This is a genomic window from Pseudomonas sp. FG35 (genome assembly GCF_057809295.1).
In genome coordinates this window covers 132,313-158,976 of sequence record NZ_JBMDJR010000007.1, presented here as the reverse complement: position 1 = coordinate 158,976, position 26,664 = coordinate 132,313, and the positions used below count along the sequence as shown (strand labels likewise).

Genomic DNA, 26,664 nt, shown 5'->3' with positions numbered 1-26,664 from the left:
ATGACCACCTCACGTGAAACCCGCGACTACCAGGCCGCCGATGCAGCGCACCACATTCATGCGTTCGTCGACCAGAAGGCCCTCAACGACGAAGGCCCACGGGTGATGGTGCGCGGTGACCGCCTGCACCTGTGGGACAACGACGGTCGGCGTTACCTCGACGGCATGTCCGGGCTGTGGTGCACCAACCTCGGTTACGGGCGCAAGGATCTGAACGCGGCGGCGAGCCGGCAACTGGAGCAGTTGCCGTACTACAACATGTTTTTCCACACCACCCACCCGCAGGTGATTGAGCTCTCCGAGCTGCTTTTCAGCCTGCTGCCGGGGCACTACAGCCACGCGATCTACACCAACTCCGGCTCCGAGGCCAACGAGGTGCTGATCCGTACCGTGCGCCGTTACTGGCAGGTGCTGGGCAAGCCCGAGAAGAAAATCATGATCGGCCGCTGGAACGGTTATCACGGTTCGACCCTCGCGGCGACGGCCTTAGGCGGCATGAAGTTCATGCACGAAATGGGCGGGATGATTCCCGACATCGCGCACATCGACGAGCCGTACTTCTTCGCCCACGAAGGCAATCTGACCCCGGCTGAATTCGGTATGCGGGCGGCGCAGCAACTGGAAGCGAAGATCCTCGAACTGGGCGCGGACAAGGTCGCCGGATTTATCGCCGAACCGTTCCAGGGCGCGGGCGGAATGATCTTCCCGCCGGAAAGCTACTGGCCGGAAATCCAACGCATCTGCCGCCAATACGACGTGCTGTTGTGCGCCGATGAAGTGATCGGCGGCTTCGGTCGCACCGGCGAATGGTTCGCTCACGAATACTTCGGTTTCGAGCCGGACACCCTGTCCATCGCCAAGGGCCTGACCTCCGGTTACATCCCGATGGGTGGCCTGATCCTGTCGAAGAAAATGGCCGACGTGCTGGTGGAGCAGGGCGGTGTGTTCGCTCACGGCCTGACCTATTCCGGGCACCCGGTGGCGGCGGCGGTGGCGATTGCCAACCTCAAGGCATTGCGCGATGAAGGCGTGGTGACGCGGGTCAAGGATGACATCGGCCCGTACCTGCAACAGTGCCTGCGCGAGGTGTTCGGCAATCACCCGCTGGTGGGCGATATCCAGGGCACGGGCATGGTTGCGGCGTTGCAACTGGCGGAAGAGAAGGCCACGCGCAAGCGCTTTGCCAACGAGAACGACATTGCCTGGCGCTGCCGCACGATCGGGTTTGAAGAGGGGGTGATCATTCGCTCGACCCTGGGGCGGATGATCATGGCGCCGGCGTTGATTGCCAGCCGTGAAGAGATTGACGAGTTGGTGGGCAAGACGTTGAAAGCGCTGGATCGTACGGCGCAGGAATACGGTCGGCTCTGATTTGAAACTTGCATGAAGCGTTAACAATCGCAGCCTTCGGCTGCGATTTTTTTTGCTTTGCACCCACCTCGGGCATCCCCGTCCGACGCGCCCTTTCGCGGTGCGCACTACCCAGTTTTTTCATCGTTCGCGTCTAACTATTTCCTCGTTTTCCTGACGCCGAGCCTGGGTCAACATCGATTTCGCCAGCCAAGGCATTGCCCGCCAGAGTCCAGCAGAGACCGCAGCGTGCAATCGCGACACCACGGCTGGCCGTACTGCCCATGACAACTAAATCAACAGCGTTGGGAGTGCTCCATGAACAAGTCCTTGTTTACCCGTCTTGCATGTCCTCTGGCGATTTCCGCCCTTTCCGTCACCGCCGCTCAGGCTGGCACCTTGTCGATCGGCCACACCACGTGGGTCGGTTACGGCACCCTGTATCTGGCTCAGGATCTGGGCTACTTCAAGGAAAACGGCCTGACCGTCGAATTGCCGGTGGTCGAAGAGGCTTCGATGTACATGGCCGCTCAGGCGTCGGGGCAATTGTCCGGCTCGGCGTCGACCATCGACGAAGTGCTCAAGTACCGCCCGCAGTTCTGCTTCAAGGCCGTGGCCGCGCTGGATGACAGCCATGGCGGCGACGGTGTGCTGGTCGGCAAGAACGTGAAGAGCCTGCAAGAACTCAAGGGCCAGGCCGTGGCCGTCAACGAAGGCTCGACCTCGCAGTTCTGGCTCTCGTACCTGCTGAAAAAGAACGGCATGAGGATGAGCGACATCACCGTGCAGAACATGACCGCTGACGATGCTGCCACCGCGTTCATCGCCGGTCGTGTGCCGGCCGCCGTGACTTGGGAGCCGCATCTGTCGATGGTTCGCGACAAGCAGCAGGGCAAGGTGCTGATCGACAGTAGCAGTACGCCGGGGGTGATCGTCGATGTGGTGGCGCTCAATTGCACGGTGATCGAGAAGCAGCCGGAAGACGTCAAGGCGCTGGTCGCCGGTCTCTACAAAGCCGTGCAGTTCACCAAGGACCATCCACAGAAAGCCTACGAAATCATGGCCAAGGGCGTCGGCGGTTACCTGTCCGATCCAAAGGAACTGGCCGCCGCTGCGCAGGGCGTGCGCTTCTACGATCAGGCCATGAGCGAAAAACTCCTTGGCTCGCCGGGCAAGCCGGGTGACAGCGCACCGCTGATCAAACTGGCCAACGAAACCGCCAGCGAATTGCAGGGCAAGCCCTACAACGTCAGCAACGACGATCTGGTGGATAACCGTTTCGTCAGCCCGCTCTAGGAGACTAGTCATGTTCAAGCGCAATTCATGGCTGAGCCGCTGCATCACGCCGAAGACCGGGTTGCCGGTGCCGGTGGTGTGGAGCGCCAGCGGTCTGGCCTGGGTGTTGCTGGTCGGCCTGTGGGCCGGGTTGTCCTACGGCGGCATCGTGCCGGGGATGTTCCTGCCGACGCCCGGCGCGGTGGTTGAAGCGGCGGTGCGTCTGAGTAGCGACGGCACTCTTGGCCAGCATGTCTGGGCCAGTGTCGAAGTGGTGATGGTCGGTTTCATTGTGTCGTCGCTGGTGGCGGTGCCGCTGGGTTTGTTGATGGGCAGCTTCCGCATCGTCCAGGCGTTCCTCGAACCGCTGGTCAACTTCATCCGCTACCTGCCGGTGACCTCGTTCGTGCCGCTGTTCATCCTGTGGATCGGTATCGGTCTGGAGCAGCGGGTGTCGGTGATCATTTTCGGCGTGTTCTTCCAGCAACTGGTGATGATCGCGGACGTGTCCAAAGGCATCTCCAAGGACTTGATCAACGCCTCTTACACCCTCGGCTCCAACCGGCGTGACGCAGTGCTGCATGTGATCGCCCCAGCGTCGTTGCCCGGTGTGCTCGACACCTTGCGGGTGACCATGGGCTGGGCCTGGACCTATCTGGTGGTGGCCGAACTGGTCGCCGCCTCGAGTGGCCTCGGCTACTTGAGCCTCAAGGCCATGCGCGGCTTTCAGGTCGATGTGATTTTTCTCGCTATCGCGATCATCGGCCTGCTCGGCCTGGTCACCGATCAACTGTTCCGCTTCTTGCGTTTGAGGATTGCCGCATGGGCTCAGTAACCGCTGCCAACCGTCGTTTCATCGAGCCGGTCGCCGAACCGGCACACGCCGCGCCAAGGTTGCAGGTGGACAAGGTCAGCCTGCGCTACACCAAACCCGGTGGCGGTACATTCACTGCGCTGGAAGAGGTGTCGTTCGAAGTGCCGGATCAGCAGTTCGCGGTGCTGGTCGGGCCGTCGGGCTGCGGCAAGTCGAGCCTGCTGTACCTCACCGCCGGCCTGGCCGATCCTACCTCTGGCGAGATCTATGTCGGCGGCCAGCAAGTGCAGGGCCCCGGCGCGGATCGCGGGATGGTGTTCCAGAGCTACACGCTGTTCCCGTGGCTGACGGTGCGGCAGAACGTCGAGTTCGGTCTCAAGCGTCGGGGCATGCCGGCGGCGCGGCGCAAGGAAATTGTCGATCACTATGTGCATGAAGTCGGCTTGTCAGGATTTGCCGACAACTACGCCAAGCAACTGTCCGGCGGCATGATGCAGCGGGTGGCGATTGCCCGGGCGCTGGCCAACGATCCGCAGATCCTGCTGATGGACGAACCCTTCGGCGCCCTCGACAGCCAGACCCGCCTGCAAATGCAGCAGCTATTACTGCGGGTGTGGGGCAACAGCAAGAAAACCGTGCTGTTCGTCACCCACGACATCGACGAAGCGATCCTGCTCGGCGATCGGGTGTATGTGATGGGCGCCAGGCCGGGGCGGATCAAGCAGATTCTGGATGTGCCGATCGAACGCCCACGCACGCTGGACATGGTCATGGAGCGCTCGTTCATCGACATGAAGCGGCAGATCTTCGGGCTGTTGCACGACGATCTCGAAGAGGCTCATTGAGGTCAGTTGGGTGGCAGGAGGAACCGCGCAATGACCGGCAAATGATCGGAGATGCGCAAGGTGTCGTCCTGCCGCACCGTGGCTTCGACCCGTTTGATCTTCGGGCTGTAGAACAGGTAATCGACCGTGCGGTCCGGGCCATTGAGGCCGGGGTCGTTGGGGTAATGGGTCAGCCACTTGGCGCGGTCGATGCCGCTGGCTTCGTTGTTGGTCGGGATCATCGGGTATTTGTCCCACAGCACATGCAGCGCACTGTCGGCGGAGTACGGCGTGCGCTGCTCGGTGGGCAGGCGCCGGTACTGGCCGAGCGGTAACAGATTGAAGTCCCCCCCGATCAGCCACGGCGTGCCGTGGCTTTCGTGTTTGTCGAGAACCTTGGCCACCGCTGTCACCTGCGCCTGCAAGGTGTCGTCCGGTTGGGTGGCGCGATCCAGATGGGTGTTGAACACCACCAGTTGCCCGCCATCGCTGAGCGGCAGGGTGGTGGCGAGCAGGGCATCTTTCGGCTGGAACTGACGGCTGATGAAATTCGCCGGCTGCACCGGCAATTGCAGGCGTTCGGCGTGTTCGATGCGGTAGCGGCTGAGGGTGGCGAGTTGCCGGCCGACGCTGCCGAAGATGTGCGGATCCGGGACGAAATCGGCCTTCCAGTCGAAGGCGTGGGCACTGCACGGGTAGAGGTCGGTGAGGCGTTCCTGCAACAGCTTGAGCTGGTTCTGATAGTCGCTGGCCTTGGCGCCGTCATCCAGTTCCTGCAACAGCACCACGTCGGGCTGTTCGTCGCGGATCACCCGCGCCACTTCATCGAGGCTGAACGCCATGTCTTCCGGAGTCGGGGCTTCGTCGTCGCCTTGCGCCAGGTCATTCCAGAACACGTAGCGCTTGCCGGCCAGGTATTGCACGTTCCAAGTCATGACTTTCAGGGCCTGGCCGGGGACCAGCATCGGCGGTTGCCCGGTGCAACTGACCGGCAGGGTTTCCCGGGCGTCGGGGCGCCAGGTCAGGCTGTAGATCAGCGTGCCGATCAGGGCGAGGACGAACAGTACGGGCAACAGGATGTAGCGCAGTAGACGGGTCATGGCTCGGCTTATAGCGATACGGAAGTGGTCCCGAGCATACCCGAGACCCATCCATCAGCCCAAGCTCGGTGCAGTCAGACTATTCCGTCACGTTTGTCGGGCAATTCGCTGATCAGCATGAACAGGCGGAACAGCACCACGCTGGTGAACAGTTGCAGGAAGCTGTGGCCGCTGTCGATCAGCACCGCAATCAACGGATTCTGCGGATCGGGATAGACCTGCAAAGTCAGGCCCTTGAGCAGCCACAGCGGCCCCATCACACACAGAATGCACACCAGAATCCGCAGAAAATGCCCACGGCTCAGGCGCAGGCTTTCCTTCATGGCCTGCAACGGACCGTAACCGCGCAGCACCAGCAGATATTCACCGAAGGCCAGAGTGACCATCAGCCACAGCCCCGGCAGGAAGTACAGGGAAAGACCGAGCAGGATCAACAGCGTGTTCAGTGCAGTCAGCAGAGCGAAGCGCGGCCATAGACGAGCGGCCATCGCCAGCAGATCGCGGGTTTGCGGGGATTCGCCGCGGGTGCGGGCATCGAGGAAAAGAATCAGCGCGGCGGTGTACAGCGGATACACCAGCAGGCCGACGATCACGCTGATGGCCGAGTAGCCGTCCGGATCGCTGGCATGGTCTACCACCTGTTGCAGCACGGCTTCGACAATCACCAGCGGCAGGCACAACTGGACGATCCGGCCCAGATTGCGTTTGAAGAAATACAGGGAGTCGCGCAGCACATCGAAGGCATTCATCAGTCGGTATCGCAGGTCAAAAACAGTGGCCCACTTTAACCGATGATCCGTTTCGCTGCGCAAACGTAAACGTTCGGTAAAGGTCATTGAAACATTCTGTTGCTGCCTCCATTACAGAGGTGCGCCTTCTCCGACGTGGAGGAGGGCAACGTTATCCCCGGCAATCTACGAGGTCGCCATGAACAGCGAAGAACAAACCCTGATCGATGGACTGTTTTCCCGGCTGCAACAGGCCGAAACGGAGGCAGCCCCGCGCGACGCCCAGGCCGAGGCGCGGATCAAGGAACACCTGACGCGCCAGCCGGCCGCAGGTTATTTCATGACCCAGGCGATTCTGGTGCAGGAGGCTGCCCTCAAGAGCCTCGACGAACAAAACAAACAACTGACTCAACAGGTCAAGCAATTGCAGGCAGAACTGCAGTCGGCCAAGGCGCAGAGCGCGCTGCCGGCCTCCAGCGGTGGCGGCTTCCTGTCGAGCATCTTCGGTGGCAGCAGCCCGCGCCCGGCACCGACCCAGAGCGCCCCGGCCTCCACTGGCGGCTGGCGTGAACCGGCACCGCAGCAGAACTTCGGTGCGCCACCACCGGGTTATGGCCAGCAACAAGCGGCCCCGGCGGCGGGCAGCAGCTTCCTCGGCGGCGCCCTTAAAACAGCGGCCGGTGTGGCCGGTGGCGTGATGCTGGCGCAAGGCATCAGCAGCCTGTTCCATCACAACCAGCAGCCGGAAGAAATCGTCGAAGTCATCAAGGAAGAGCCGGCTCAAGTCAACGACCAGAGCAACAACGGCTGGGGTGATGATCAGCGCATGGCCAACAACGACTCCTACGGTAATGACCAGGGCGGCTTTACCGACACCGACTACAGCGATGACAACTCATCGTTCTTCGATGACGACGATTCCTTCGTCTGACTCACCATTCGTCCGGGGCGCCTGAGCGCCCCGGGCCGATTATTCGCGGAACCTTCCTTCGGGCTGGCATACTGAGCGCCTTTTTCGGGCCTGGTGCCTGATCCGGCTCATGCGCGTCAGCGCTCACAGGAACTCCGGTGAAAAAAATCGCAGTGTTCGCCGATGTGCAGAACCTCTACTACACCGTGCGTCAGGCCTATGGTTGCCACTTCAACTACGCGGCGCTGTGGGCGGATGTCAGCCAGCACGGGCAGATCGTCGAGGCCTACGCCTATGCCATCGACCGGGGCGACAGCAAACAGCAGCAGTTCCAGCAGATCCTGCGCAACCTCGGTTTCACCGTAAAACTCAAACCCTACATCCAGCGCAGTGACGGCTCGGCCAAGGGCGACTGGGACGTGGGCATCACCCTCGACATCATGGACGCCGCCGATCACGTCGACGAAATCGTCCTGGCCTCCGGTGATGGCGATTTCGACATGCTGCTCGAACGCATCATCAACAAACACGGCGTGCAAGCGGTGGCCTACGGCGTTCCCGGCCTGACGGCCAACTCGCTGATCCGCGCCGCCAGCCGTTACGTGCCGATCGAAGGCGCGCTGCTGTTGAAAAATTGAGCGCAAGCTCAAGCATTGATTTGGACGGAGTACCACCCGGTTTGGAACGCATTGCAGTCATCGACTTTGAAACCACCGGCATCTCGCCGAGCAGCAGCTGCCGGGCCACGGAAATCGCCGTGGTCATGCTGGAAAACGGCCGCATCGTCGAGCGCTACCAGAGCCTGATGAACGCCGGCGTCCGCATCCCGGCCTTCATCGAACAACTCACCGGCATCAGCAACGCCATGCTGCGCACCGCGCCTTCGGCGGAAAAGGTGATGAACGAAGTCAACGAATTCGTCGGCTGCACACCCCTGCTGGCGCACAACGCCGCGTTCGACCAGAAGTTCTGGGACTTCGAACTGGGCCGGATCAAACGCACCCGTTTGCAGAACTTCGCCTGCTCGCTGCTGCTGGCCCGCCGCCTGATGCCGGCGGCGCCGAACCACAAGCTCGGTACGCTCACGACCTTTGCCCAACTGCCGCATACCGGTCAGGCGCACAGGGCGATGGCGGATGCGGAGATGGCGGCGAATCTGATGGTGCACTTGGCAGGTGAGCTACGGGACAAACACGGTGTGAGCGAGTTGTCCCATGAATTGTTGTGTAAGTTGCAGAGGGTGCCGGCTGCGAAGGTGGGTGATCATCTTCAGCGCTACAAGGTGCGGTAGCGCTGCGGAATTTCGATCAGGTTACAGAGTTTCTCCTCCGGCGGTTTTCTCGGGCAGGAACAGGCTGTCCAGCGCGCGGAAAGCAAGTCGCAGGTCACTATGGAAGGTCGGTTGCGAGTAGGTCTTGTAGATCACCCTGTCTTTCTCTTCGTCCGTTCTGGTTTTTATGGCCTCATGGTTGTTTTTCCAATAATTTTCAAGCTGTTCATTGTCGAGGTTGTTTAAGAGAGCCGAGAGACCGGATTTATCCTCTGGATTGTTGATGTCTTGGAGCGTGTTGTTTGCGAAGTTCAATAGATATTCGGCGAAATGAAGTAGGCCGTTGGGGCTTTTCGGGTCGAAGCAAATCGAAAACAGATACTCCGAAAAAGCTTTGGAGATGCCATGGTTGTCTTCAAGGCCGCTTTCGTCGAAGACCCCAAAATCATCGATGATTAAGTTCCCAAGTTTGGATGTGATGGTGTCCTTTATTTCGTGCTTCTTGCGATTGACTTTTTCTTCCCAGATTTTGGTGTCTTTTGATTCGGTGAGGATGGTTTTATAGCGCCCGAAGAGGGCGATTGAATTTATGGAATCGATCTCGGCGAGAATGTTCTTACCGCTTTCGATGTATTGTCGCCTGAACAGGCCGAATATGAACTGACTGATCTCTCGCGCCTGGTCCTTCGTCTCTTCTACACGATCTGAGTATAAAGTCCTTTCATTACCGTGCAGTATAAGGGCTTGCCAAAGTCGTTCGCGCTTGGTCTTAATCGTGCAGTGGTGCCGAAATGTCATCAGGTCATGCAGGCCCAACGCGCCGCGCTCTGGAGGGGCCAGCTTCGAGATGATCCCGATGCTTCCATTGTCATCCCCATACACGAGTTTGATGATGGCGGACTCCGCCGGAGAAAGATGTGGAACGGAGCTTTTTTCCAAACTAGTGATGTTCTCGTCTAGGAGCTTCGCGATATACCGGACGGCGGTGCTGCGAAACTCATTGAGTTCATCACCGTTGAGCAGGGAGTAGTTGGGCAACGTATCGATCAGGTACTCAATGATCGTGACGGCTTTGTCTGTTTCAAGAGCGCCGCTATGGCTTGTCACGATTCGCCAGAATTCATGTAGCCCTGACTCATTATCCAAAGGTGGAAACTCGGATATTTGATCGAGATAGGGCTTGATCGCGTTGGTCTTGAACAGTTCGTCTTTCTTGTTCAGGAGAAATCGATGGGATTCCCATGAAATAGGTCTGGAAAGCTTGGCGATGAGATGGAGGTGCTTTTCCAGAGGTCGATGCTTGTCCTGAAATACTGCCCTTGAGCGTTTCTCGGATTCTGGAAAGTGGTCGGCACTCTCAGGCGGCGCGTCGAACAGCTTGGATAGCAGGAACTTTATGCTTGAGGTCTCGGAAAGCTTCGCTTTGAAGGAATCGTAAAACTCAGAGTTTTTTAGACTGTTGCCTTGTTGAATCCAGCTGAACGTGCCGGACTTTCCGCTGGTCTCGCTCTCATAGATCTTCCGGAATGTTGATGGCGAGTAGATGAGGATCAGGATCAGATGAAGGAGGTCACGTTTGTTGAAATCATTATTGTGGAAGTCGACTTTGTCGATGTCCAGTAGTACCAGTGTGTTGATGAGTCGCTTGATTTTTCGAATATCACCGATGAAAGGTGTGTAATGAGGAAAATCCTTGTCGTTGAAAAGATTGATCAGTTCACGGGATAGCAGATTGAGTTCTTTAGCGCCGTCACTGGAAATGTTCAATGTTTTGCTCAGTACGCTATCAAAGTAGCGTTTCACAAAGGCCGTGAGGTCTTGGGCGCCGAGGAAGATACTCGTTTTGATGTTAATAAATTTTTCGAGGAATTCCTGGGTCTTTTCGGAGTCTGGGTTTTCCGGTGTGACATTTATCTTTGAGGTGTCATAGCAGATGACGTAGCTAATGTTGGGAAGCCTGAAGCTGCGTTTTATTGAAAACAAAATGCTTTTGGCCGATGACCAGTGCATTCGGTCGAGATCATCAACGATTACAATTATTCTGGTGTTGATGTTGTTTAAGACATACTCCATTTCCTCGAGGGTAGCGTCGATCGAGTCATTGTTGAGAGAGAACGTCGTTTTTATATCAAGCAAAGAAGTTTTCTTCTTGTCCTTGACCAGATTTTCGTAACGCTTGAATAGCGGGCGTAACGACGGCGCGAAAACATGTTGTTGAATGGTGCTGATGAGATCGTCGACGAATTTCTCTGTTAGGTCAGTGCCATCCTCATAGCGCAAGGGCTCAAAGTGATGAACGATGATGCTTTGTCCCTCCTTCTTTTCCCAGTAGTTACAGCAGAGCTTCACGAAACTCGACTTTCCCGCACCCCAAGGTGCATCGATGCCGAACACCAGACTTTCGGATGAGCCTCCATTGAGCACACGCTCGGCAAAGATGTCGGCCTGTTCCTTGACGTTCAGCAAATCCTCTTCAGACTCCTCAATCACACGATCGCTAATGAAATAGGTGTGGGATTTGCCTTTCTTGAACGTCTGCAGGAAGGCTCTGATCATTGCCATCCACGCGATGAGCACTGGGGAAGCAGACATGCAGGCGAGTTGAGAGAAATTCAGCTTTTCCAGGTGCTTTGCATAGAATTCGTTGCCGAACCCGTCGCTGCTGAACGAAAGGTAAAAACCGAGCAGCGTGACGAGCAGCAAGTCGAGCCGGCAGCTTTTGATCAGTTTGCACGATGTATCGAGGGCGCCTCGGCTGGTGGCATAGATCAGACATGAGGCGACGACAGCCAATGTCGTAAGCACGAGGATCCAGAAATTCAGCTGCAACGACACGAGATGTTTGTTTAACAGAACCCCAATGATCCGACCGATGGCCCAGGCCTCGCCGGCGAGGATACCTGAGAGGAAGAACTGCAGGAGGGGGGTAATTTCGCTGGCACGCAGTCCCTTGCTGTATTGCGAAAGGCGCATTCTCTTTCCTTGTATATTGGCGGACGTTGCGGGCCGTGAACCGAGTCGCTCCGCAGGGTAAAGGGCTGCATGTTATCCATGCCGTCACATTTACCCAAGCTGCGGACGGCCATTCGCGGGGCGGTAAGCAAAGTGGGCGCCTGCCGTTACATATTGCTACCTTCAATATGCCCCAACGGCACCCGCTTCTCTATCGCACTCGACAACACGATCGACGTCTTGCTGAACCCGAATTTCGCCACCCGGTTGATCAGCTCTTCCAGCTCGGTCATCGAGCCCACGGCGGCCTGCATGATCACGCACGGGTCGCCGGTGACGCGGTGGCATTCGGTGAGTTGCGGAATTCTGATCAGTTCGTCGTACACCTTCGGGTTGCCGTGCTGGTTCAGGCGCAGCTCGATGACGCACTGGATCGGCAGACCGAGTTTGGCCATGTCGACCTTGGCCGAGTAGCCGGTGATGACGCCGCTGGCCTCGAGTTTGGCCACGCGCTCGGCGACGGCGGGGGCAGAGAGGTTCACTTTGCGGGCGAGGTCGGCGTAGGACGCGCGACCGTTTTCGAGCAGGGCGCTGAGCAGCATGCGGTCGTATTTGTCCAAGGTCGGACTCCTGAAAATGCCAGACTTTCGAAATCGCGGTTTAAGCCGTCGATCTCCGTGTTTTCAAAAGTGTACCGGCGCTATAAACAGGTTTTGTAACTTATTTTTAGCGGTTGGCCTTTCTAGAATAACCAGTCTCCCTGCCTTGATGTCGAGTCGTCTCATGTCTGCCGTGCGCCGTTTTTCCTTGCCGCTGATCGCCGCGTTTTTTGCGTTGTACGTGATTTGGGGATCGACCTATCTGGTGATCCGCATCGGCGTCGAATACTGGCCGCCGCTGATGCTCGGCGGTGTGCGCTTCGTGATTGCCGGCAGCCTGATGTACGCGTTCCTGCGCTGGCGCGGGGCACCGGCGCCGACCTGGGCGCAGTGGAAAGCGGCGGGGATCATCGGGATTTTGTTGCTGAGCTTCGGCAACGGCGCGGTGACGCTGGCCGAGCACAGCGGCGTGGCGTCGGGTGTTGCTGCGCTGGCGGTGGCGACCGTGCCGCTGTTCACTTTGCTCTGCGGTTATCTCTGGGGGGCGCGCAACACCCGCCTGGAGTGGGCCGGGGTGGTGATGGGGATTATCGGTATCGCGATGCTCAACATGGGCTCCAACCTGCAGTCGAGCCCGCTGGGCGCTGCGTTGCTGATTTTCGCCGCGGCGAGCTGGGCGTTCGGTTCGGTGTGGAGCAAACACCTGCCGTTGCCTCAGGGCGCGATGGCCAGTGCCGTGGAAATGCTGGTCGGCGGCGTGGTGCTGTTGATCGGCAGCGCGGCCAGCGGTGAACGCCTGCAGGCCATGCCGCCGCTGGAAGGCTGGCTGGCGCTGGCGTACCTGATCTTCTTCGGCTCGATCATCGCTTTCAACGCTTACATGTATCTGTTGAAAAACGTTCGTCCGGCGGCGGCCACCAGTTATGCCTATGTGAACCCGGCGGTGGCGGTGTTGCTGGGGATCGTGTTTGTCGGCGAGACCATCGGCATCGAAGAGGCGCTGGCGATGCTGGTGATCATCGGCGCGGTGGTGCTGATCAGTCTCCCACAGTGGCGGCGTCCGGCGCGGCCACCAGTGGTCAGCGAGCCGACTGCCGCAGCGAAGGTCATAGCGACGGAGCAGCGTGCGAATTAGGGTAAACTGCGCGCCATCGCACACATGCTCTGATTTTTCCTACGGTACTCCCATGACTTTCGCCACCCTTGGCCTGATCGAACCCTTGCTGCGCTCCCTCGAGAAGCTCGGCTACCAGACCCCGACGCCGGTGCAGGCCCAAGCCATTCCGGCCGTGCTGGCCGGTCGTGACCTGATGGCCGCGGCCCAGACCGGCACCGGCAAGACCGCTGGTTTTGCCTTGCCGCTGCTGCAACTGCTGGCGATGGAAGGGCCGAAAGTCACCGCCAACTCGGTGCGCGCGCTGATTCTGGTGCCGACCCGCGAGCTGGCCGAGCAGGTCCACGAAGCCGTGCGTCAGTACGCCGAAAACCTGCCATTGCGCACTTACGCGGTGTACGGCGGCGTCAGCATCAACCCGCAAATGATGAAGCTGCGTGGCGGCGTCGATCTGTTGGTCGCGACCCCAGGCCGTTTGCTCGACCTGTTCCGCCAGAACGCGCTGAAATTCAACCAGTTGCAGGCTCTGGTGCTGGACGAAGCCGACCGCATGCTTGACCTGGGCTTTTCCGAAGAGCTGGCGAACATTTACCGCGCGCTGCCGAAGAAACGCCAGACACTGCTGTTCTCCGCGACCTTCTCCGATGACATCCGCCTGCTGGCCGGGCAGATGCTCAACGATCCGCAGAGCATCGAAGTCAGCCCGCGCAACGTGGCCGCCAACACTGTCAAGCAATGGGTGGTGACGGTGGACAAGAAGCGCAAGCCGGAACTGTTCGTGCACTTGATGCGCAAGAACAAGTGGAAGCAGGTGCTGGTGTTCGCCAAGACCCGTAATGGTGTGGACGCGCTGGTCGAGAAACTTCAGGGCCTGGGCGTGAACGCCGACGGCATCCACGGCGACAAGCCGCAAGCGACCCGGCAGCGGGCGCTGGACCGTTTCAAACTGAGCGAAGTACAGATTCTGGTGGCCACCGACGTGGCGGCCCGTGGTCTGGATATCGAAGACCTGCCGCTGGTGGTCAACTTTGATCTGCCGATCGTGGCCGAGGATTACATTCACCGTATCGGCCGCACTGGCCGTGCGGGTTCGACCGGTGAGGCGATTTCGCTGGTGTGTGCCGATGAAGTGAACATGTTGTCGGCGATTGAAATGCTGACTCGCAGCACATTGAAGCGTGAGATTGAGCCGGATTTCGTGCCCGAGCACCGCGTGCCGGACACCGATGCCAGTGGCCAGGTGATCAAGAAGCCGAAGAAACCGAAAAAGCCGAAAGCTTCCGGTGGCGGTGGTGGCAAGCGCAATCTGGGCAAGTGGGTGGACAGCGGCGAGACTCAGGCGCCGGAGCCTTCGATCAAGCCTGTGCGCAAGGTGCCGGTGTTCAATACCGGGCCGCGCAAGCGTAAGCCTTAAAGATTGCCTTAAAGATCAAAAGCCCCCTCACCCTAACCCTCTCCCGGGGGGAGAGGGGACTGACGGAGTTGTTTTTGCGAGTTACGCCGACCTGAAATACCGAGTCGACCTCTGGACTTAAAGAGCACTTAATCGATGAATCCATAATCGGCTCGGTCTTTCAGGTCGATGTATGACGCCAGACACCGCGGTCGGCTCCCTCTCCCTCCGGGAGAGGGCTGGGGTGAGGGGTGAGGGCGACTCAGCTTTTACGTCGTAACCAGTCCAGCATTCCCAACCCCGCCGCCCGGCCACTGGCAAAACACGCCGTCAGCAAATACCCACCCGTCGGTGCTTCCCAATCCAGCATCTCCCCCGCACAGAACACCCCCGGCAACGCCTTGAGCATCATCCGCTCATCCATCGCCTCGAACGTCACCCCGCCGGCACTGCTGATCGCCTCATCCAGCGGCCGGGTTTTCACCAGCGTCAGCGGCAAGGCTTTGATCGCCCGGGCCAACAACGCCGGATCGGCAAACGTTGCAGCGTCAGTGAGTTCTCGCAGCAACGCCGCTTTCACCCCATCAATCCCCACCTGACTGTGCAGATGCTTGGCCATCGAGCGCGAACCCCGAGGTTTGCTCAATGCCGCCTGCAATTTATCCACAGGGCGGCCGGGCAGCAGGTCGATGTGAATGGTCGCGACACCGTGGACATTGATCGCCTCACGTATCGGCGCCGACAGCGCGTAGATCAGGCTGCCCTCGATGCCGGTCGCGGTAATCACGCATTCACCCAGACGAGGGACGTCGTCGTTCAAACCGATGGCGATATTTTTCAGCGGCGCGCCGGCGAATTTGCTGACCATCACTTCGCTCCAGGCCTGCACCTCGAAGCCGCAATTGCTCGGCTGCAACGGCGCCAGGCCTACACCGCGCTGCTCCAGCGGCAGCATCCACGCGCCGTCGGAGCCAAGCCGCGACCAGCTGCCGCCGCCGAGGGCGAGCAAGGTGGCGTCGGGGTTGAGGGTTTTCTCGCCCTCCGGGCTGTCGATGCGCAGCGCGCCGTTGTCATCCCAGCCGAGCCAGCGGTGGCGGGTGTGGATAACAACGCCGCTTTCGCGCAGGCGCTTGAGCCAAGCGCGCAGCAGCGGCGCGGCTTTCATGTCGGTGGGGAACACCCGGCCGGAGCTGCCGATAAACGTTTCGATGCCCAACTCGTGAATCCAGCGGCACAGTGCGTCGGCGTCGAACGCGCGTAGCAGCGGGGCGATGTTCGGGGCGCGTGCGGCGTAGCGCGAGAGGAAGGCTGGCCAGGCTTCGGAATGGGTGATGTTCATGCCGCCGACCCCGGCCAGCAGGAACTTGCGGCCCACCGAGGGCATGCCGTCGTACAGGTCGACGCGGACTCCGGCCTGGCTCAGCACTTCGGCGGCCATCAGGCCGGCGGGGCCACCGCCGATGATGGCGACGTGAGCGGGAAGGGCGGCGGAAGTCTGGGTCATGGCAGCGGCAATAGCGTGGCGGAATAAGCCGCGCATTCTAGCAGCAGCGGCCATCGTCAGGCCTGATCAAAAAACAACCAGCGCGCTGCAGGCCATGTTCAGCGAGGCCTGTAGTCCCTTTCGCTCAGGTTATCCACAGGCCGTTCCACAGCCATTGTGGGTAACGCAGCACAACTCAATGACAACCCGATGACTGCCAGACGCGCTGCGCACTGTGATGCAGGATGCCGTGGCGGCGGGCGAGGGCGTGGCGATCCTTGCTGTAACCGCCGCCGATCACCCCAACCACCGGAATATCGCGGCCCAGGCAGTGGCGCATCACGCTTTCGTCGCGGGCAGCAACGCCTTCGTCGGTCAGTTGCAGATAACCGAGGGCGTCGTCCTTGTGCACGTCGACGCCGGCGTCGTACAGCACCAGGTCCGGCTGATACAGCGGCAGCAGATAGTTGAGCGCGTCGTCGACGACTTTCAGGTAATCGGCGTCGCCCATGCCGTTGGGCAGCGGAATGTCCCAGTCGCTTTCGGCCTTGCGTGCAGGAAAGTTCTTTTCACAGTGCAGGGAAACGGTGATCGCTTCCGGGGTGTTGTGCAGAATTCGTGCAGTGCCGTCGCCCTGATGCACGTCGCAGTCGAAGATCAGCACCCGGTTCACCCGGCCGCTTTGCAGCAGGTAGTGGCTGATGATCGCCAGGTCATTGAAGATGCAGAAGCCGGCGGGGTAGTCGTAATGGGCGTGATGGGTGCCGCCGGCGAGGTGACAGGCCAAGCCATGTTCCAGGGCTTTTTCCGCTGCCAGAATTGAACCGCCGACCGCCCGCACCGTGCGTCGCGCCAAGGCTTCGTTCCACGGTAGACCGAGGCGCCGCTGGTCTTCGCGGGACAACTCGCCACTCATGTAGCGTTCGATATAACCGCGGTCATGGGCCAGGGCGAGAATGTCGGCAGGGCACAGTTCAGGACGCAGCAGGTCTTCATCGCGGGTCAGCCCGCTGTCCACCAGGTGATCGCGCAGCAGGCGGAACTTGTCCATGGGAAAGCGGTGATCCGCCGGAAACTCGGGGCTGTAGTCTTCGTGGTAGATCAACGGCAATGGCATGGCGGACTATTCATAAAGGCTGTAGGAAAGAGTGCAAAGCCTACCAGCGATGTAGACTTGCGGCATGGAAACGGAGGGGCACGATGGAGCCGATACTTGAGCTGGAAAGCGCGAGACTGCTGATGCGCCAGTGGCAGGACGCGGATTTGCCGGCATTTGCGGCGATGTGCGCCGATCCGCAGGTGATGCGCTACTTTCCCGCGCCCTTGAGCCGGCTGGAAAGCGCCGCGCTGATCGGCCGGGTACGCGGGCATTTTGCCGAGCACGGTTACGGCCTGTGGGCGCTGGAGCGCAAGGACAGCGGCGAGTTCATCGGTTTTACCGGGCTCGGCTTGGTCGGTTTTGATGCGCCGTTCACACCCGCGGTGGAAATCGGCTGGCGGCTGGCCAAGGAACACTGGGGCCTCGGTTATGCCAGCGAGGCGGCGTGGACTGCGCTGCGCTGCGGTTTTGACCGGTTAGCCCTGAAGGAAATCGTGTCCTTTACTGCGCAGAGCAATCTGCCGTCGGAAAAAGTCATGCAGGCGATCGGCATGCATCACGATCCAGCCGACGATTTTGATCACCCGAAACTGGCGGTCGACCATCCGTTGCGTCGACATGTGTTGTACCGCATCACCCGGGAGCAATGGCTGCAGACCTTGCATGGCTAAGCCGACACGGACGTTTACAATGGCGCGATCAGTGGCTCGCGCCAGAATCTGAATTGGCCGCCGCAGCCGAGACTGCGCGGCATAGCGTTGTGTGAGGAGAGTCTGAATGAGCCAAGTGTTGGAAGATCTGGTGGATCTGCTGACCCTCGAACCGATCGAGGAAAACCTGTTCCGTGGTCGCAGTCAGGATCTGGGCTTTCGCCAGTTGTTCGGCGGCCAGGTGCTCGGCCAGTCGCTGTCGGCGGCCAGTCAGACCGTTGAAGAAGCGCGTCATGTGCATTCGATGCACGGTTATTTCCTGCGTCCGGGCGATGCCAAGTTGCCGGTGGTCTACTCGGTGGACCGCGTGCGTGATGGCGGCAGTTTCAGCACCCGCCGCGTGACCGCGATCCAGAAGGGCCACCCGATTTTCACTTGCAGCGCGTCGTTTCAGTACGACGAGGAAGGCTTCGAACACCAGAGCCAGATGCCGCAAGTGGTCGGCCCGGAAAACCTGCCGTCGGAGCTGGAACTGACCCAGCAACGCGCGCACCTGATCCCGGAACACATGCGCGAAAAGCTGCTGTGCCCCAAACCGATCGAAGTGCGCCCGGTCACCGAAAAAGACCCGTACAACCCGCAACCGGCGGACCCGATCAAGTACGTGTGGTTCCGTGCCGACGGTGCCTTGGCCGACATCCCGGCGCTGCACAAATACCTGCTGGCGTACGCTTCGGACTTCGGTCTGCTGACCACCTCGATGCTGCCCCACGGCAAATCGGTCTGGCAGAAAGACATGCAGGTCGCCAGCCTCGACCACGCCTTGTGGTTCCACAACGATCTGCGTGCCGATGACTGGTTGCTCTACGCCATGGACAGTCCGTGGGCCGGCAACTCGCGCGGGTTCTCCCGTGGCAGCGTGTTCAACCGCGCCGGGCAACTGGTGGCGTCGGTGACTCAGGAAGGCCTGATCCGTCATCGCAAGGACTGGGCATGAGTCTGGCGGAAGTGCGGCATTGGGTGTTCGACATGGACGGCACCCTGACCGTCGCCGTGCACGACTTCGCGGCGATTCGCCTGGCGCTGTCGATCCCGCCGGAGGACGACATCCTCACCCATCTCGCGGCGTTACCCGCCGAGGAAGCGGCGGCGAAACATGCATGGCTGCTGGAACATGAGCGGGATCTGGCGCTCGGTTCGACCCCGGCGGTCGGCGCGGTGGAGCTGGTGCGCGACCTGCACGCCCGGGGCTATCGCCTCGGCATCCTGACCCGCAATGCGCGGGAACTGGCCCATGTGACGCTGGAGGCGATCGGCCTGGCCGACTGCTTTGCGGTGGAGGATGTGCTGGGCCGCGATGAAGCACAGCCAAAACCGCATCCGGGTGGCCTGCTGAAACTGGCCGAGGCCTGGCAAGTGCCGGCGAGCGAGATGGTGATGGTCGGTGATTACCGGTTTGATCTTGATTGCGGCCGGGCCGCGGGGGCGCACACGGTGCTGGTAAACCTGCCGGATAATCCGTGGCCGGAGCTGACCGACTGGCATGCGAAGGATTGTGTGGAGTTGCGGCGGATGTTGTTCGCCTGAAAAGAAACGGGGGCTTCGGCCCCCGTTTTTTATTGGTCGAATATTGCTTTCTGGCCTTCCGGCGAGGTCAGCATGCCGTCGCCGTTATGCCCGACGCCGGGCACTTCGATCAGGCGCTGATTCACCCCTTCAGGGTGGCGACGCAGCAAGTAACCGAAAAACAGCTTGCCGCGCTCCAGTCGATAAGCCCCCTGGGCTTTGGCAGCGCAGCTCTTGTCCAGCGCCGGATGTTGCGGGTCGGTGTCCTGCTGGCCCAGCAGATAAATTACCTCGCGTTTGACGTAACGGCCTTCAAGCTGCGCAGGCGTTTGCCCACCCGCGTAGATCGGCGGGTCCACCAGACCGTACTTCCAGCGGTTGAATCCCGGACACTTCGCATGATCGAAGGCCACCGGGCGTTGCTCATTGAAATAGGCGTACGACGACGGGTTGGCCACCACATAACGCAAGCGAATGCCTTCGGTCTTGAGCGCCGGTTGTTCCTGGGCCAGCAGCGCATAACGCTGCACCACCTGCGCGCCGCCGGAGTGGCCGAAGATCACGATCTGCTTCACGTCCGGAAACTGCTTGCGATCGCTCAGCCGCCCGACGATTTCGTCCAGTGCGGCGTAGGAACTCAGCGGGTTCGACCCTGTGGATAACCCGCCGCCCATCCAGTCGTTGCCTTGCCAGCGCAGTACGCTGGCGGGTAACGAGTAGAGCGCCACATCGCTTTCGTTGAGAAACTGCGGGGCGATCACCAGGGTGTTGGCGGTTTGCCCGGCCAGTTCCGCCGCGGCTTCGCCGCTTTTGCGATAGGTCTCGGCGTTGCGCAGGCGGCCATGAATGACGATCAGCACGCGCTCGATTTTCGCCGGCGCCGGGCCGATGCCCACTGCCATTTCGCCGGCCTGCAATTGCAGGCGCCCGGGACTGATTGCGTCGACGCCGGCCGCTTGGGCGGTGCCGCCGATGAACAGTAAAGCCAACAGCCATTTATGCATTTACAGGTTTTTCGCCGCAAAGGTATCGCACTGGCCGACCTGGCCCTGGGCGAATCCGGTTTTGAACCAGCGCACCCTTTGCGCCGACGTACCGTGGGTAAACGAGTCCGGCACCACACGGCCCTGACCCTGTTGTTGCAGGCGATCATCACCGATGGCGTTCGCCGCGTTCAAGGCTTCTTCGATATCGCCGGGTTCCAGCCAGTTCAGACGCTTCTGCGCGTTGTAGGCCCAGACCCCGGCCAGACAATCGGCTTGCAGTTCCTGACGCACCAGCAGACCGCCGTCGCCTTCCATCTGCCGGCCTTGCTGGCGGGCTGTCTGAATTTTCGCCGAGACGCCGAGAAGCGTCTGCACATGGTGTCCGACTTCGTGAGCGATCACGTAGGCCTGAGCGAAGTCGCCGGCGGCCTTGAAGCGTTGGGCCATTTCCTGGAAGAACGCCATGTCGAGATAGACTTTCTGGTCCGCCGGGCAATAGAACGGGCCGGTGGCCGAGGTCGCCAGACCACAGGCGGAATTGACCCGGTTGCTGAACAGCACCAGGGTCGGATCCTTATATTGCCGGCCGGCCTGCTGGAAGATCGCGCCCCAGGTGTCTTCGGTGTCGCCGAGGATCGAGCGCACGAATTCGGCCTGTTCATCGTTGGCCGGCGGTGCCTGACGGGTTTGCGAAGTGGGTGCCGATTGTTCGGTCATCTGCCCGGTGAGCTGGCCGAGGATCTGCAGCGGGTCCTGGCCGGTGATCCAGCCGATGCCGACGATCAGCAGGATCGCCCCGAGACTCAGGCCCTTGCCACCGCCGAAGCGCATGCCGCCACCACCGCCCATGTCATCGCCACGGGCATCGACGACGTTGTCACTGCGTCGGCCTTTTTTCCATAGCATGTGGGAATCCTCTGTCTGATCGTGGTGATGAGTGTTGCTGGTGTGTGAGTGTGGCGCCAGTCCGGTCGTCCGTCTATTCGTCCACACGCACAAAGGCCCGGCCTCGGGGTGACGAGGTCGGGCCTGTTATTGACGAGCACGAGCGCCGGGAATTCAATTCGCCGGCGGTTTTCTTTCGCCGGGTCGGGTGTCAGCGGTCGAAGGCATCCCACACCGGCGCGAAGTCCGGGCTGACCTGACGTTCGCGCTTGGACAACCCGGCGATCAACGCTCGGTCGTCGTTATCCAGTTCGACCTTCAACGAGGCCAGGTTGGCCAGTTGATTGGTTTTGCTGCTGGCCTTGGGAATCGCCGCGACATTGTCCTGATCCAGCAGCCACTTCAGCGCCACTTGAGTCGGCAGCACACCGTGTTTTTCGGCGATCTGCTGAATCTGCGGAATCTCCGAGACCTTGTTGCGTGCCAGTGGCGTGTAGGCCGTCAGCGCCAGATCGTGTTGACGGGCGTAGTCGAGCAGGGCGTTTTGTCCGAGCAGGACGTGGTACTCGACCTGAATGGCTGACAGAGGGATGCCGTATTCCTCGACGACTTTGCGCAGCAGCGGTAGCGGAAAATTCGCCACACCGATGTTGCGAGCCAGACCTTGCTCCTTGAACGACGCGAGGGTTTCAAGGGTGCGCGGCAGGTCCCAGTCAGTGGTTGGCCAATGGATCATGAACAGGTCGACGTACTCGCTGCGCAACGCCTTGAGGCTGCGATCCAGCGAGTGACGCATGGCGTCCGGTTGCAGCTGGTCCCACCAGACCTTGGTGGTGACGTGGATCTGCTCGCGGGGTGTCGGCGTATTCGCCAAGGCTTGTCCGACGGCGTCTTCGTTGTTGTAGGCGGCTGCCGTGTCGATGTGTCGGTAACCGAGTTCCAGCGCTTGCTCCACGGCGCGGGTGCATTCGTCGCCGAGCATCGGCCAGGTGCCGAGGCCGAGTTTGGGCAGGTTCAGTCCTTGTCGATTAACGATGTGCTGCATGGTCGATCTCCTGTTCGAAAGCCGTGACGCCCGCCATGTGCCGAGCTGCGATGTAACCGAACGTCAGCGCCGGGCCGAGGTTGATCCCGCCCGCCGGATAATGCCCGCCCATGATGCTGGCCATGTCGCCACCGGCGGCGTACAGCCCGGGGATAGGCCGGTCTTCGGCGTCGAGCACTTGTGCATGCGGGTTGACCTTGAGCCCGGCGAAGGTGCCGAAACAGCCCGGCTGCACCTTCACCGCGTAGAACGGGCCTTGTTCGATAGGGGCCACGCACGGATTGGGCTGTTGCGCGGGATCGCCCTGTTTGCGGTTGTAAGGGGTCGAACCGCGACCGAACAGCGGGTCTTCGCCGTCCCGGGCATGGTGGTTGTATTCATGCAGGGTGGCGCGTAAACCGATCGGATCGATGCCGCATGCACCAGCCAATTCCTCAAGGGTATTACCGGTTTTCATATAGCCGCTGCGGATAAAACCTGACACCGGAACCGGAAACGGACGAGACATGCCGAGCCCGTAACGCCGCTGGAACGCGCGGGTGCAGATCAGCCAGGACGCGACCTCTTCGCCCTCGGGGGCGGCGGCGACCATGGCGCTGACATAGTCGTAATAGCCGTTGGCTTCGTTGACGAAGCGCTGGCCGTTGCGCAGCACGCCGATGACGCCGGGTTTGCCGCGCTCGATGATGTGTGGGAAATGGCCGATGCTGCCGTCGGAATGTGGCACCTGCGAGACCGGCGCCCACGCCACGGGCGAGGCCACATCGGTGTTGACCCGGGCTCCGACGGTTTCTCCCAGTCGCAGGCCGTCGCCATTCACTCCCAAAGGTGGCAGCGCCCAATGCTCATGACCGGTGGGCGTACGGGGAAACAAGGCCTTGCGCCGCTCGATGTCGTTGGCAAATCCGCCAGCAGCGAGCACCACGGCTTTGCGGGCATGGACATTGAGCGGGCCTTTTGTGGTGTTCACGCGAGCGCCGGTGATGCGTGATTCGTCGCGCAGCAGTTCGGTCACCGGTGCCGACTCCCACAGCAGTACGCCGAGGTCTTCGGCGGATTTCGCCAGCCGCGCCACCAGCGCCACGCCGTTGACCAGTTGCATCGCTCGACCGTGCAGCGTCAGGTCCACTAGGTGACGGGTAAAACGCCGGGTCACGTGCCAGGCCGCCGACAACGAGCGAGTCAGATTGAGAAACGCCGACAGGTCCGCACCGGCCATGATCGGCATGCCCATGAACGATGTTTCGCGCATCGTTGTACGAAGACGCTTGAACAGGCGCCCGACCTTTCGCCCGTCATAGGGGGCGGCAATCACCGAGCGCCCGCCGCTGCCGGCGCCCGGTGTTTCGCCGTGGATGTCGGCGATGGCGTTGCCGTCCGCGAATTGCAGGGCGGTGTGTTGTTCGAAGAACGCCACCATGCGCGGGCCGGCTTCAAGGAAGGCGTCGATCATGGCCGGGTCGTAGTGCTCGCCGAGTTCGTGGCGCAGATAGGTGCGCGGCAATTCCACGTCTTCCACGATCCCGGCACGCCGGGCCAGCGGGTTGCACGGCACCCACGCCCAGCCGCCGGACCACGCGGTGGCGCCGCCGAACACCGGATCCTTTTCCACCACGATGACTTTCAAGCCATGCCAGGCGGCGGTGACGGCGGCCGACAAACCGGCGGCGCCGGAGCCGACCACCAGAACGTCGCAGTCGATATCGGGAAGGGCAGGCATCAAAAAACGCTCCAGCAATCAATTTTTTTTAGAATCATGTTCCAGAAAATAACCAGCGCGGGCGAAGCAGATCAACCGACTGGCGCGCAAAGTGGGCGGTTATCGGACGCCAGGTTCCAGATTTCGCATTCCTCGGGATGTCTTCTAGAATCGGCGAAATTTCACCGAGAGCGCACCATGGCCGGCAGTCAAATCGAACGGGTTTTCAGCGTGCTGGAAAGCCTCACCAGTGAGCCGCGCGGGCTGCCGATGCAGACCCTGGCCGAGCAACTGGACATTCCGAAGAGCGCGACGCACCGCCTGCTCGCCGAGCTGATCCGCCTGGGTTACGTGCGACAGAACCCGGAGACGTTGCGTTACCACCTGTCGACCAAACTGGTTGCGATGGGCTTTCAATATCTGTCGAGCAGCGGGGCCGATATCGTGCAACCGGTGCTCGATCGGCTGGCCCAGGAAACCGGTGAGCTGGTGCGTCTGGGCGTGATCGACGGCGAGCGCCAGACCTGGATCGCCAAGGCGCAGGGCGCGCGCATCGGTCTGCGTTACGACCCGGACATGGGCCGCGACGCGCCGCTGTTCTACACCGCGTCGGGCCATGCGTGGCTGGCGTGCATGAGCGATGCCGAGGCGTTGTCGCTGGTCGAGCGCCAGGGCGCGGAGGTGCCGGCGGATATCGGGCCCAACGCGCCGCGCTCCAATATTGAACTGCTCGAACGCCTGCGCGTGGCACGGGAACAGGGCTATGCCTGTGTGGAAGAAAGCTCGGCGGTGGGTACTTCGGCGATTGCTGCCGTGGTCAAACATCCCGCCGATGGCCGGGTGATCGGCGTGCTCAGCATCGCCGGCCCCAGCGCCCGGATGCCGGGGGCGCGATTGCATGAACTGGCGCCGTTGCTACTGACGTTTACCGAGGAATTGTCGGCAGCCAGCCTGGCCTCGGAGTTGTTCGTTTAAACAAAGCCGTGCGCTGTTCGCCCACTTTTCAGTCAGGCGGGTGGGAGAATCTGGAACCGGGTTCTAAATTGTCGATTGAGTGAGTTTTCCCACAACAATCACAAGAGGATCGCACCTTGAACCCGCCCCTTCGCATCGGCATTGGTTGCGTCACTTCACCCGAACAGGTCGAGGCGAGGTCATGAGCGAACGAATTCTGTCCCTGGCCAGCCTGACCGTGCTGGAGTTGTCGCCCCCCGACATGGTCGAGGTCGCGGCCCGTGCCGGTTACAGCCATGTCGGCCTGCGTCTGGAGCCGGCGACGCCCGAGGAATATCACTTCCCGTTGGTAGCCGATGGCGACTTGCGGCGTCAGACACTGGCGCGCTTGCGTGACACCGGAATCGGCGTGCTCGACGTGGAAATCCTTCGATTGAAGCCGCAGACAGTGGTCGCGGATTTCGAGAAGCTGCTCAGCGTCGGCGCGGAGTTCGGCGCCAGCGAGTTGCTGGTCGCCGGTAACGATCCTGACGAGCAGCGGCTCACCGATCATTTCGCGGCGCTGTGCGATCTGGCGGCGCCCTACGGTTTGCATCCGCATCTGGAGTTCATGCCGTGGACCGATGCGCGCAATCTCAAGCAGGCGTTGCGCATCGTCGACAACGCGGGGCGCGAAAACGGTGCGGTGCTGGTGGATGCGTTTCACTTTGACCGCTCCGGATCGCGGCTGAAAGATCTGACCGGTGTGCCGGCCTCGCGGCTGCGCTACGCACAGTTGTGCGATGTTGCCGGGCCGAGGCCAACGGACATGGCCGAGATCTTGCGTCAGGCTCGCAATGAGCGCCGGTTTCCCGGCGAGGGCGATTGTGACCTGATCGGGTTGTTGCACAGTCTTCCGGCTAACCTTCCCCTGAGTCTGGAAATTCCCACGGTCAAATTGCTGGAGCAGGGCGTGAGCGGATTGCAACGCGCGCAAATGGCGATCGATCGGACACGGGAATTGTTGGCCCGGCTTTGAGTCTGCTCCAAGGGGCGAGAGCCGCCTCGTCACCGTTTATTTTTTTCAGAGAGAGCCCATGACAGTCAGCACCCCGCTTTCCGGCGTCAACCAACCCTTCAAGGGGATCTTGCTGATTGTCGTGGCGACGTTCCTGTTCTCCAGTCACGACGCGCTGTCGAAATACCTTTCGGGTTTTTATCCGATCGTGATGGTGGTGTGGGCGCGGTATCTGGTGCACACGCTGCTGATGGCCGGGATTTTCCTGCCGCAGTCCGGGCTGCGCGTGCTGCGCACCAAACGCCCGTTGTGGCAGTTGGCGCGGGCGTTGTGCCTGTTGGGCACCAGTCTTTTTTTCACCACGGCGTTGCTGTACATCCCGCTGGCCGAAGCCACGGCGGTCAACTTTCTTGCGCCTGTGCTGGTGACGGCGCTGTCGGTGCCGCTGCTCAAGGAGCGGGTGACGCGCGGTCAGTGGATCGCGGTGGTGTGCGGGTTCATCGGTGTGCTGATCATCGTCCATCCGGGCGGTGAACTGTTCACCCCGGCGATTTTATTGCCGTTCTGCTCGGCGCTGTTTTTCTGCTTCTATCAGTTGCTCACCCGCAAGCTCGCGGAAGTCGACAGCCCGACCACCAGCAACTTTTTCGCGGGGTTGTGCAACACGCTGGTGATGAGTGCGCTGGTGCCGTTCTTCTGGCAGGTGCCGAGCGTGGGGCATGCGTTGTTGATGCTGGCGCTGGGCAGTTGCGGAATGACCGCGCACCTGTTTCTGACCCAGGCATTCCGCCATGCCGCACCGGCGTTGCTGGCACCGTTCGGTTATTGCCAGATCGTGTTCGCGGGGTTGCTGGGCTGGTTGCTGTTTGCTCACACGCCAACCCTGATGACGGTGATCGGGATCGCGGTGATCTGTTGCAGCGGACTGGCGGCAGCGTGGCAGCAGAGCCGGCGCTGAAAGCAAAACCGGC

The 26,664-nt window shown here is 60.8% G+C and carries 25 protein-coding genes; 15 read left to right on the top strand and 10 right to left on the bottom strand.

Going from position 1 to position 26,664, the window contains the following annotated elements:
- The 4 genes from ACODTD_RS15810 (at position 1) to ACODTD_RS15795 (ending at position 4,284) form a co-directional block, all read left to right on the top strand.
- On the top strand, positions 1–1,371 hold the full coding sequence (locus tag ACODTD_RS15810) for an aspartate aminotransferase family protein (protein WP_489105002.1): 1,371 nt from the start codon (positions 1–3) through the stop codon (positions 1,369–1,371).
- A gap of 297 nt (positions 1,372–1,668) precedes the next feature.
- Positions 1,669–2,646: an ABC transporter substrate-binding protein gene (locus tag ACODTD_RS15805; protein ID WP_201818737.1), complete on the top strand. Its 978-nt coding sequence runs from the start codon at positions 1,669–1,671 to the stop codon at positions 2,644–2,646.
- A 10-nt stretch (positions 2,647–2,656) separates the two neighbouring features.
- Positions 2,657–3,460, top strand: coding sequence for an ABC transporter permease (locus tag ACODTD_RS15800; protein WP_489105001.1), 804 nt, complete (start codon positions 2,657–2,659; stop codon positions 3,458–3,460).
- Positions 3,448–4,284: an ABC transporter ATP-binding protein gene (locus ACODTD_RS15795; RefSeq protein ID WP_489105000.1), complete on the top strand. Its 837-nt coding sequence runs from the start codon at positions 3,448–3,450 to the stop codon at positions 4,282–4,284. Before ACODTD_RS15800 ends, ACODTD_RS15795 begins: the two co-directional genes overlap by 13 nt.
- Positions 4,285–4,286: 2 nt before the next feature.
- On the opposite strand, the gene ACODTD_RS15790 is transcribed toward ACODTD_RS15795, so the two are convergent.
- Entirely contained in the window at positions 4,287–5,363 is a 1,077-nt protein-coding gene (locus ACODTD_RS15790) for an endonuclease/exonuclease/phosphatase family protein (RefSeq protein ID WP_221615902.1), read from the bottom strand.
- Between the two features lie 74 nt (positions 5,364–5,437).
- Positions 5,438–6,112 carry a YciC family protein gene (locus tag ACODTD_RS15785; protein WP_218189661.1) on the bottom strand — a complete coding sequence of 225 codons (675 nt, stop codon included), beginning with the start codon at positions 6,110–6,112 and terminating at the stop codon, positions 5,438–5,440.
- Positions 6,113–6,290: 178 nt separating this feature from the next.
- On the opposite strand from ACODTD_RS15785, the gene ACODTD_RS15780 reads away from it, so the two are divergent.
- The 3 genes from ACODTD_RS15780 to ACODTD_RS15770 all read left to right on the top strand — a co-directional run bounded on the left by ACODTD_RS15780 (position 6,291) and on the right by ACODTD_RS15770 (position 8,292).
- Positions 6,291–7,022 carry a DUF2076 domain-containing protein gene (locus ACODTD_RS15780; RefSeq protein WP_285357751.1) on the top strand — a complete coding sequence of 244 codons (732 nt, stop codon included), beginning with the start codon at positions 6,291–6,293 and terminating at the stop codon, positions 7,020–7,022.
- Positions 7,023–7,159: 137 nt separating this feature from the next.
- Entirely contained in the window at positions 7,160–7,639 is a 480-nt protein-coding gene (locus ACODTD_RS15775; protein ID WP_007958730.1) for an NYN domain-containing protein, read from the top strand.
- A 41-nt stretch (positions 7,640–7,680) separates the two neighbouring features.
- Complete coding sequence (locus ACODTD_RS15770; protein ID WP_011336063.1) at positions 7,681–8,292, top strand: 3'-5' exonuclease; 612 nt, start codon at positions 7,681–7,683, stop codon at positions 8,290–8,292.
- A 21-nt stretch (positions 8,293–8,313) separates the two neighbouring features.
- Here ACODTD_RS15770 and ACODTD_RS15765 read toward each other — a convergent pair whose 3' ends face one another.
- A complete protein-coding gene (locus ACODTD_RS15765; RefSeq protein WP_011336062.1) occupies positions 8,314–11,244 on the bottom strand; it encodes a P-loop NTPase fold protein in 2,931 nt (976 codons plus the stop codon).
- 146 nt (positions 11,245–11,390) lie between these two features.
- Positions 11,391–11,843, bottom strand: coding sequence for an Lrp/AsnC family transcriptional regulator (locus ACODTD_RS15760; RefSeq protein WP_489104999.1), 453 nt, complete (start codon positions 11,841–11,843; stop codon positions 11,391–11,393).
- A gap of 163 nt (positions 11,844–12,006) precedes the next feature.
- Here ACODTD_RS15760 and yedA point away from each other — a divergent pair, with 163 nt between their 5' ends.
- Together yedA and rhlE1 are read left to right on the top strand one after the other, a co-directional pair.
- A complete protein-coding gene (yedA, locus tag ACODTD_RS15755; RefSeq protein WP_197870490.1) occupies positions 12,007–12,957 on the top strand; it encodes a drug/metabolite exporter YedA in 951 nt (316 codons plus the stop codon).
- Between the two features lie 52 nt (positions 12,958–13,009).
- The gene (gene rhlE1, locus ACODTD_RS15750; RefSeq protein ID WP_489104998.1) at positions 13,010–14,350 is read left to right on the top strand and encodes an RNA helicase RhlE1; all 1,341 of its coding nucleotides are present in this window, start codon (positions 13,010–13,012) and stop codon (positions 14,348–14,350) included.
- A 241-nt stretch (positions 14,351–14,591) separates the two neighbouring features.
- Here the strand turns inward: rhlE1 and ACODTD_RS15745 are convergent, their stop codons facing one another.
- Both ACODTD_RS15745 and ACODTD_RS15740 read right to left on the bottom strand, forming a co-directional pair.
- Positions 14,592–15,833 carry a TIGR03862 family flavoprotein gene (locus ACODTD_RS15745; RefSeq protein WP_489104997.1) on the bottom strand — a complete coding sequence of 414 codons (1,242 nt, stop codon included), beginning with the start codon at positions 15,831–15,833 and terminating at the stop codon, positions 14,592–14,594.
- A gap of 175 nt (positions 15,834–16,008) precedes the next feature.
- Entirely contained in the window at positions 16,009–16,929 is a 921-nt protein-coding gene (locus ACODTD_RS15740) for a histone deacetylase family protein (protein ID WP_007958746.1), read from the bottom strand.
- Between the two features lie 83 nt (positions 16,930–17,012).
- Between ACODTD_RS15740 and ACODTD_RS15735 the strand changes: the two genes are divergently transcribed.
- From ACODTD_RS15735 to ACODTD_RS15725, 3 genes are all read left to right on the top strand, one after another.
- Positions 17,013–17,582 carry a GNAT family N-acetyltransferase gene (locus tag ACODTD_RS15735; protein ID WP_221615896.1) on the top strand — a complete coding sequence of 190 codons (570 nt, stop codon included), beginning with the start codon at positions 17,013–17,015 and terminating at the stop codon, positions 17,580–17,582.
- 106 nt (positions 17,583–17,688) lie between these two features.
- A complete protein-coding gene (gene tesB / locus ACODTD_RS15730; protein ID WP_039771793.1) occupies positions 17,689–18,558 on the top strand; it encodes an acyl-CoA thioesterase II in 870 nt (289 codons plus the stop codon).
- The gene (locus ACODTD_RS15725; protein ID WP_489104996.1) at positions 18,555–19,148 is read left to right on the top strand and encodes an HAD family hydrolase; all 594 of its coding nucleotides are present in this window, start codon (positions 18,555–18,557) and stop codon (positions 19,146–19,148) included. The genes tesB and ACODTD_RS15725 overlap by 4 nt, the downstream gene beginning before the upstream one ends.
- Before the next feature lie 29 nt (positions 19,149–19,177).
- Here ACODTD_RS15725 and ACODTD_RS15720 read toward each other — a convergent pair whose 3' ends face one another.
- The 4 genes from ACODTD_RS15720 to ACODTD_RS15705 all read right to left on the bottom strand — a co-directional run bounded on the left by ACODTD_RS15720 (position 19,178) and on the right by ACODTD_RS15705 (position 23,763).
- The gene (locus ACODTD_RS15720; protein ID WP_236194132.1) at positions 19,178–20,131 is read right to left on the bottom strand and encodes an alpha/beta hydrolase; all 954 of its coding nucleotides are present in this window, start codon (positions 20,129–20,131) and stop codon (positions 19,178–19,180) included.
- A complete protein-coding gene (gene ypfJ, locus ACODTD_RS15715; RefSeq protein WP_039771788.1) occupies positions 20,132–21,019 on the bottom strand; it encodes a KPN_02809 family neutral zinc metallopeptidase in 888 nt (295 codons plus the stop codon).
- 190 nt (positions 21,020–21,209) lie between these two features.
- Entirely contained in the window at positions 21,210–22,043 is an 834-nt protein-coding gene (locus tag ACODTD_RS15710; protein WP_236194131.1) for an aldo/keto reductase, read from the bottom strand.
- Positions 22,027–23,763 (bottom strand): FAD-dependent oxidoreductase, encoded by a 1,737-nt coding sequence (locus tag ACODTD_RS15705; RefSeq protein WP_489104995.1) that lies wholly within the window; start codon positions 23,761–23,763, stop codon positions 22,027–22,029. Before ACODTD_RS15705 ends, ACODTD_RS15710 begins: the two co-directional genes overlap by 17 nt.
- Positions 23,764–23,940: 177 nt before the next feature.
- Here ACODTD_RS15705 and ACODTD_RS15700 point away from each other — a divergent pair, with 177 nt between their 5' ends.
- The 3 genes from ACODTD_RS15700 (at position 23,941) to ACODTD_RS15690 (ending at position 26,651) form a co-directional block, all read left to right on the top strand.
- A complete protein-coding gene (locus ACODTD_RS15700; RefSeq protein ID WP_064382136.1) occupies positions 23,941–24,717 on the top strand; it encodes an IclR family transcriptional regulator in 777 nt (258 codons plus the stop codon).
- 181 nt (positions 24,718–24,898) lie between these two features.
- On the top strand, positions 24,899–25,714 hold the full coding sequence (locus tag ACODTD_RS15695) for a sugar phosphate isomerase/epimerase family protein (RefSeq protein ID WP_282474285.1): 816 nt from the start codon (positions 24,899–24,901) through the stop codon (positions 25,712–25,714).
- A 58-nt stretch (positions 25,715–25,772) separates the two neighbouring features.
- Positions 25,773–26,651 (top strand): DMT family transporter, encoded by an 879-nt coding sequence (locus tag ACODTD_RS15690; protein WP_197870518.1) that lies wholly within the window; start codon positions 25,773–25,775, stop codon positions 26,649–26,651.
- Positions 26,652–26,664 lie beyond the last annotated feature (13 nt).